5 protein-coding genes are annotated in these 6,240 nt (G+C 39.2%); 2 read left to right on the top strand and 3 right to left on the bottom strand.

Annotated elements, in window-relative coordinates:
• Positions 1 to 217: 217 nt before the first annotated feature.
• Positions 218 to 418 (bottom strand): hypothetical protein, encoded by a 201-nt coding sequence (locus B4U84_RS07540; RefSeq protein ID WP_044452372.1) that lies wholly within the window; start codon positions 416 to 418, stop codon positions 218 to 220.
• A 437-nt stretch (positions 419 to 855) separates the two neighbouring features.
• Here B4U84_RS07540 and B4U84_RS07545 point away from each other — a divergent pair, with 437 nt between their 5' ends.
• Positions 856 to 2,859 (top strand): serine protease, encoded by a 2,004-nt coding sequence (locus B4U84_RS07545; RefSeq protein WP_131116610.1) that lies wholly within the window; start codon positions 856 to 858, stop codon positions 2,857 to 2,859.
• A gap of 292 nt (positions 2,860 to 3,151) precedes the next feature.
• Here B4U84_RS07545 and B4U84_RS07550 read toward each other — a convergent pair whose 3' ends face one another.
• Both B4U84_RS07550 and B4U84_RS07555 read right to left on the bottom strand, forming a co-directional pair.
• Positions 3,152 to 3,445, bottom strand: a complete 294-nt coding sequence (locus B4U84_RS07550; protein WP_131116612.1) for a hypothetical protein — start codon at positions 3,443 to 3,445, stop codon at positions 3,152 to 3,154.
• A 733-nt stretch (positions 3,446 to 4,178) separates the two neighbouring features.
• Entirely contained in the window at positions 4,179 to 4,790 is a 612-nt protein-coding gene (locus B4U84_RS07555) for a DciA family protein (protein ID WP_131116615.1), read from the bottom strand.
• Positions 4,791 to 4,937: 147 nt separating this feature from the next.
• On the opposite strand from B4U84_RS07555, the gene B4U84_RS07560 reads away from it, so the two are divergent.
• Positions 4,938 to 6,161 (top strand): hypothetical protein, encoded by a 1,224-nt coding sequence (locus B4U84_RS07560; protein WP_131116618.1) that lies wholly within the window; start codon positions 4,938 to 4,940, stop codon positions 6,159 to 6,161.
• The last annotated feature ends 79 nt before the right edge of the window (positions 6,162 to 6,240 follow it).

Genomic DNA, 6,240 nt, shown 5'->3' on the forward strand with positions numbered 1-6,240 from the left:
GTACAGCAACTTAATCAAAGTTAGTTGTTATAACCAGGGGTTTAGGAGAATAGGGGTATAAGGTGATTTATTGTTCTTAGATCTATAGATTCCTGTAATATGGGAAACTTGAAAATATCTGAAGCTAAAACATTAATAAATCTTCAATATAAAAAGTTACACAGGATGAAATTTCGCCCTGTGCGATCGCAGGGGAATTTCCCCCGCAATTTTACTTTTATTTCATTTTTTCTAATGCTTGGACTATAGTTTCAGCATCTTTACCAAAAAAACTTTCCTTTTCACCATTACTCCAAATGATCACGCAGGCAAATTGCCAAGCCATGTTATAGTTTACTCTCCGAAAACAAACTTTGCGAGCGTAAGCTAAATTTACAAAGCCTCTGGTAGGTGTTTGACAAAAAATTGGTTTAGTCATTGCTACAATTTTGAATATCAAAACGATGAACGATTGTTTTGAGATAGAGAGGCGCTTGAGGTTGCTAGTCTGGAGCGCCTTCTCTATATCTTTAATACTACACTAAAAATTTTTAGTAAGCAAGCTAAGAATTGATAGTTAATAATAAATTACCTGTATTAAGTGCGATAATTTGTGGAAATTCTCTATGATTTTGCGATCGCATTTGCAACGAGAAACTTCGAGTTGATAGCAAAATTTGGGTGCAACGGATGATACCTTTTCATGCAGGAAACCCGAATGTTGTTGAGTGATTAAGAACTGTAGAAGATCCACAGATGGGAATTACCGTACATTACAAAAGCTGAAGTATTTTGGTAATAAACATCTTGCCTATACCAACAGAATTTAATTTAATGCAAGTATGTAAATAAAAAGACCTAAGTCAGGTTATAAATATGAAGTATTTTTACAGTGTTTCATCTGTATTGATAGGCGCGTCTATTACATTGACACAACCACAGATTGCAGTTGCTTTATCTTCTCAAGAGATAGAAAACATAGGTAGAGAAATTACAGTACAAATTGTGGATGATCAAATTCCTCCTGCTACGGGTTCGGGAGTAATTATTAGACGTTCTGGTGACAGTTATACAGTCTTGACTGCTTATCACGTAGTCAAAGAGAGTAAAAAATACCAAATAATTACACCAGACCAACAAACTTATGCAGCGAACAATGTCAAACACTTGCAAGGATTAGACTTGGCGCTCATCGAGTTTAGTAGTAGCAAACCTTACAATGTTGCCAAAATCGGTAACTCTGATCAAGCGACAGCAACCACAACTGTATATGTAGGTGGATTTCCAGCCAAAACAGCAGCTATTTCTAATCCCTACTTTTCTTTCAACAAAGGACAGGTAAACGCTAACGGTGCAGCCCAGCGTGATGGTTATAACTTAATATATGAAAACAAGACGCTCAATGGGATGAGTGGTGGCCCTGTACTCAATGAAAAAGGGGAATTGGTAGGTGTTCATGGTAGAGCTGATGAACAAGAAGTTGGTATCGGTACAACCATCAACGTTGCTTTGCAAAAAATGGTAGCAGTTGGGATCGATGTGGGAGGACGTTCATATATTAGAAATAGTACTACTGGGACTATTCCGACTGCGCCGAAAGCAGATGACTTTTTTATCAAAGCTTACGATAATTATCGCAATCAAGACTATCAAGGAGCGATCGCCAACTATACTCAAGCTATTCGCCTCAATCCTAGATATGCTAATGCCTACTATAACCGGGGTATAGCCCGCTCTGATAGTGGAGATAAACAAGGAGCCATAGCTGACTATACTCAAACTGTCAAGATTAACCCCAGACATGACGATGCTTACTACAACCGGGGTTTAGTTTATTATGAACTGCAACAATACCAAGCAGCGATCGCTGATTATAACGAATCACTCAAAATTAAACCCAATGCAGAAGATGCTTATCTAAACCGAGGTTTAGCACGCTACGAATTAGGAGACCATAAAGGGGCGATGGCGGATTATAATCAAGCCCTCAAGATTAATCCCAACTATGACAAAGCTTACTATAATCGGGCTTTAGCTCGCTCTGCATCCGGTGATCAAAAAGGAGCGATCGCTGACTATAACCAAGCGATCAAACTCAATCCCAACTATGACAAAGCTTACTACAACCGTGGCTTAACTCGCTATAGATTAGGAGACAGACAAGGGGAAATTGATGATTACAGCCAAGCAATCAAGATCAATCCTAATTATGCTCTTGCCTACTACAATCGGGGAGTAGCTCTTTCGGAAAAGGGAGACACTCAAAAAGCGCTGGATGATTTCAATCAAACTATCAAGCTGAAACCTGATTATACCGACGCCTATATTTATCGCGGTTTAACCCTTTATGATTTGAGAGATAAACAAGGAGCATTTAATAATTTTAATCAGGCGGTCAAGCTCAATCCCAACTATGACAAAGCTTACTATAACCGGGGATTAACCCGTTATGAATTGGGAGACAAACAAGGGGCTATAACTGATTACAATCAAGCTCTCAAGCTAAATCCAAAGTATGCCAATGCCTATCTTAACCGGGGTTTAACTCGCTCTGAGTTGGGAGATAAACAAGGAGCGATCGCCGACTATAACCAGGCAATCAACTATAAACCAGGTTATGACAAAGCCTATTATAACCGGGGTATTGCCTACTTTGACTCGAAAAATTTCCAACAGGCACTTGCTGATTTTAACCAAGCCATCAAAATCAATCCGAACTATGCCAATGCTTACTATAATAGAGCGCTGACGCGTCGTGATTTAGGAGATAAAAAAGGCGCCCTTGCTGATTTTAAACAAGCCGCAGAGCTTTATCGGCAACAAAATAATAATTATTATTACGAGGATACATTGATTCAGATGAGAAAACTGGAACAGTAGAGCTGCTTCGCGAAATTCAAACCAACCAACAACCAACTACTAAAAATCGCTCCTCTATCAAAGGAGCGATTTTTGATACATATCAAGGTTTTTTCTAGACCCATAATCATTAAAAAGCAAATTTTATCTTGGAATTAGCAAAGCTCTATCCTTTGCCGTTCACTTTTTCTACACTATTATCCGAAAAGTTGACTTTAAAGGGGTCTGAGTTTCATCTTACCTCAATGGATGTATAAAAACTATAGAATTTGTGCTTCTACTACTTAAGTTATTTCCGAACAGTAGTCAAAAGCTAATATGTCATAACCTTTGCTTTGGTATGTTCAGAAGTACAGCTAGCTACTTCGTCTGTAACAGTTGCATATTCATTGATATCTGAAATTAAGACTGGGGTAGCATCTGGTAAACTCCAAACATCTTCCAATTTTTCCCAAGAAGGAGCAAATGGTGGTAGCGCTAAAGAACAAGCTTTCCAAGAAGCTTGTACTGATGCTCCCAACTGTTGACACATACCACCACGACGCCCTTCTGGTTGGTAGTAACGACAATATTTACAAGCAGAAGTTAAGTAATTAATGTTTTTCATATATTATGCTGCCTTCTAAGGCTTATTGACATAATCTAATTTTGCATACACTTATCAATCGTGTTTTGTACCAAAAAGCATATTTATATATGGGTTATAGCGATCCCCAAGAGAGATATTGCTTTAGATTTTTTTTATCTTCGTGTTATGTTTTCAACTCTTTTGTTAAGAATGTGATACACAACAAAATAAATTGACATATGACTGATTTTAGATAAAACCAGCTGGGGATCAAGGCTAAAATAAAAACTATTGAGGCGTGAAGATTTTTAATTTAGCAGCAAGATACATAGCATAAGCTGATTTTTGTATATATTTTGGCATAGGAGATAAATAGAAAACGTAGCACAGATAACCTTTGAGGACATAGGTAGTTTATAATATACACTCAAGGCGCAAGCTGAGATATTGAATATCACTTAAAAGGGAACTCTTAACTCTTAACTCTTAACATGGAAATTCCCATAAATTAATTAACTCATATCTTGCATCAGCTTTTCATCCCGCCAATAAATTTATTTATTGGCTAATAGCTAAAGTCAGATAAATCTGACTAGGACGATGTTTGAGTCCGTTTGAACGGACTTATGCTGTTAGTCTCAGAATTAATTCTGAGGCGGGATACAAGGTTGGTGCAAGATAGAGTTAAGGGGATTTGTTCGCGAAGTATTCCCCAATCCCCACCTTAAGCAATCCCCGTTACCCCTTAGCCCCTTATCCCCAAAGGGGACCCCTACCTTCCCCAATCCCCGATCCCCGATCCCCGATCCCCGATCCCCAATCCCCGATCCCCGATCCGAGAAAACTTTTTAGCAGCACACAAACAACAAACACCCCAACGCTGGATTTCACCTGGAGGTGTAGGAGATTCACACTCAGGACAAAGGGGTAAATGGTGCGATCGCGCTTGTATTGTTACTGCCCAATCTGCAAAAGTTGTATTAGCATCACCAGCAGTGGAGTTGACATCATTTTCTCGTGCAATTTCTTGACCAAGGTAACTTGGATGCTGGGGATTTACAGATGAGTTTGGTTGATGAGCAACTTGTTTGCGAGAGCGCCACTCAGCAGTCGAAAAGCGAATATCCGCCAAAGGATCAGGTAGTACTGCATTTAACTTGACAAGTAGCCGTTGACGTTCAAAAGTCAAATTCTGCGCCCAAGCAGCACTAGAAGTTGCCACCCATAAGACGTTACGCTGAATTGACAATGGACGAGTATGAGCTGCTACTGCTGTTCCTACAACTTCAGACCAACATTTAAGCAAACGTTGAAATGGTTGCTCTCGTAGTTTAGTCTCTAGTTGGAGAACACTTAAAATATCATTAACAGATTTCAACGACATCCTAGTTTATGGGCGTCACAATTTAATTTGGGTAAATGTACGATAGTGTTGGTACAAAGATATTTTGAATCAATAGAACAATTGGCGATCGCACTTAGCTTTTTTAGTTTATCGAAAATGGCAGTCTAGGTTTGAGGCAGATAGACAATGAGTCAAAACCCTGTGGTAGATTCGGGTGCAAAATCCTCCAAAACACCTGAGTTAAAGCCAGTACTTGCAGCAGCACTGGCGAGTTTAGAAGTACAACTAGATCAAGAATTGGCACGTTATCGGCGTACACGATTTACATACAAGACACTTAGTCAAACTCGTATGGGTAATCCCATCAGTAGTAAATTTCAACAGATAATTGCCACTTCTACAACTGAAGTCACAACCCAATCACCAGTCACTAACAGTACTGAGGAAATATCCTTAGTACAGTTTTCCACCACCGCACCACCAACATCTCAACCAGATACCCAACAACAAGTACAACTACCAACACCACTCAAGGAAGAATCTACACAGCAACAACATACTTCTGCTATTCCCTCTCCACCTACACCAAATTCCGCTAGTATTGTGCCTGCGTTAATTAAAACAGATGAGAGTGAGAATCTCGTCAAACCAGACAATATTCCTAAACAACCTGATGACTATTTAGAATCATCAGAAGCGCTGCTGCGAAGTTTGACAGAAGAACAATCACCAACCCAAAAGCGGAAGAATTCTCATGACACTCTACTTTCACCTTTGGGTATAGGCTCAATGCTACTGCTGTTGATGGCAAGTCTTAGCCTGAGTTATGCAGTATTTAATATGAAAAATTTGCCGAATTTGAGTTTCGGCGGTTTATTTAAAAAAAATACCCCTAATAACCAACCACCAACAAACAACCAACCTAACACTACCGCAGTCGCAGAACCAGAACTTACACCCATCCCTAAAATCCCCAATCTAGAAACGGGCGAATTTCCAGAAGTTAAAAACCCCAATGATGTTGTGGGTTTAACACCAAAACCCAAGCCAACACCCGTAAAAGAATCTAGTCAAGTTGCTCAAAATTCGACAATTGCACCTGAGACTACTACAGAAGCACAACCAACATTCTCACCGATGGCAGGTGTGATTCCTACCACGCCAAAACCAACACCAAGTCTACAAAATATCGATGACCCAGGAATAAAACCATCGAGGGATGGATTTTTTCACATCATTATAGATAATCAAGATGACAAAACTTTCGCTACAGTCAGGCAAGTAGTTCCTGATGCTTATTTATCAAAGGATAAAAAATTAATTTATCTGGGAGCTTTTAAAACTAAACAACAAGTTAAAAAACAGATGCAATTTTTAGAAAGTCAGGGAATTACAGCCAAAGTGGAGTAGTTCATTAAGGTTTGGTTCTCAGAAAAGGATCATTTCGCCGAACCCAAAAACCATTTCGGCGAACCCAAAAACCATTTCG

Origin of the sequence: Westiellopsis prolifica IICB1, assembly GCF_004323185.1 — a bacterium.
GTDB lineage: Bacteria > Cyanobacteriota > Cyanobacteriia > Cyanobacteriales > Nostocaceae > Pelatocladus > Pelatocladus prolificus_A.